The organism is Luteimonas sp. Soil_C_16 (assembly GCF_057657295.1).
In genome coordinates this window covers 1-225 of the sequence record NZ_JBDGIS010000021.1, presented here as the reverse complement: position 1 = coordinate 225, position 225 = coordinate 1, and the positions used below count along the sequence as shown (strand labels likewise).

Here is a 225-nt window from a genome sequence, read left to right as displayed (position 1 = left end):
GGCGAAGGGACCTTTTGGTTCCTTTTGGGTCCATCCAAAAGGGACTCGCACGCGCAGCGGGCGAAAGCCCTGCACTTGCCTACGCTTGTTCGCTCGTCGCTTTGCGACTTCGACGTTCAAGAAAAAAGAAAGAATCACCGCAGGAGCAAAGATCAAGTACAGGGCTTCCGCGCTGTCGCGCGGCTTACTTTTGTCTTGGCAAAAGTAAGCAAAACCGTCTTCGCC

General features: G+C 54.2%; 1 protein-coding gene. It reads right to left on the bottom strand.

The features are described from left to right. Window positions 1–225, bottom strand: a 225-nt coding sequence (locus tag AC3A5T_RS16935) for a hypothetical protein (RefSeq protein WP_487629533.1), incomplete at both ends; no start/stop codon positions are given.